We start from the raw sequence: 1252 nt of genomic DNA, 5'->3' as shown, positions 1-1252 counted from the left end.
CAACGTCCGCTCCTGGCTGTGAGTTCAACTGATGGACGCAACACACTTATTGAACCGTTCTGCGGGTGATTCATAGTCTAGCGTTTTTCTCGGCCTTTCGTTGAGCTGTCTGGCAACACTGTTAAGTCTTTGCTGGCTGTGAACCGATAAGTCAGTTCCTTTTGGAAAATATTGTCTGAGCAATCTGTTCGTATTTTCATTTGAGCCACGTTGCCAGGGAGATTGAGGATCACAAAAATAAATCTGAATGTCTGTCGCTATAGTAAATCGTGTGTGGCTGGTCATTTCAGCGCCACGATCCCAAGTTAATGTTTTATAAAGCTCAGCAGGTAATTCCCGGGCTTGTCTGATGAGTGCAGATATAACCGTTATTGTCTTGTTATCTCTGATCTTCGCCAGCATAACAAAACGGGAATGACGTTCTACGAGGGTGATGATATAGGAGTTTTTCGAGCCCTGAATCAAGTCACCTTCCCAGTGACCTGGAATGGCTCTGTCAGCCGCCTCTGGTGGCCTTTCGCTGATAGGTATCGTGTTCGGGATTGACCCTAATCCTTTCCCTTTAAGCGATGACGTTCTGGATCTACGCACTGCTCTTCCGCTTCTGAGGCATTGCTGCAGCTCTTTTTTTAATGCTCCCCGGGTTTGTATAAAAAGCGTTTTATAAATCGTTTCGTGTGACACATGCATTTCCTGATTATCCGGATAACAGCGTTTCAGCCAACCGGCGATCTGTTCCGGCGACCAGTCCTGATGCATCTTCTCTGCAATGATTTTACACAATGCGGGGCTTCCAATTAGCTTGCAAGGTTTTGGTCTCAGCGCATTTTCCCACGCAGTAGCATCGGCTTTTGCTGCTCGGTATTGTTTTGCACCACCGTGCCTCCTGACCTCGCGGCTAATCGTTGAGGGCGCTCTTGATAATTTGGCGGCGATGTCCCTGATGCTGAGTTTTGCTACCAGCCCTCTGGATATCTCCTCTCTTTCATCAAGCGAAAGCGCTAATCGGTGCCGTTTTCGCACGGGAGGACGGTAGCCGCCTGTCTGGTGGATAGTGGGCATAATGGAAGAATGATATCTATCGAACATTCTGGCGATATCATGTAGAGAATCACCTTGCTTATATCTGTCCCAGATAATTGCCTTCTGCTCTGTCGTGTAATTGATCCGAGTTCTTCGTTTCATGACAACGYCCCCCTTGATTAAGGATAGCGTTGCATCGACCCATTGAACTCACAGCACTAAGCAGACT

At 47.6% G+C, this 1252-nt stretch carries 1 protein-coding gene; it reads right to left on the bottom strand.

What is annotated here, in order from left to right; all coding sequences use genetic code 11:
* Window positions 1–24: 24 nt before the first annotated feature.
* Window positions 25–1185: an IS30-like element ISCfr4 family transposase gene (locus JSN25_RS15900; RefSeq protein ID WP_204525119.1), complete on the bottom strand. Its 1161-nt coding sequence runs from the start codon at window positions 1183–1185 to the stop codon at window positions 25–27.
* Between the last annotated feature and the right edge of the window lie 67 nt (window positions 1186–1252).

This window comes from Citrobacter cronae, assembly GCF_016893685.1.
Classification (GTDB): Bacteria; Pseudomonadota; Gammaproteobacteria; order Enterobacterales; family Enterobacteriaceae; genus Citrobacter; species Citrobacter werkmanii.
The sequence above is the reverse complement of the archived record's forward strand: the minus strand, read 5'-3'. Positions and strand labels throughout refer to the sequence as shown.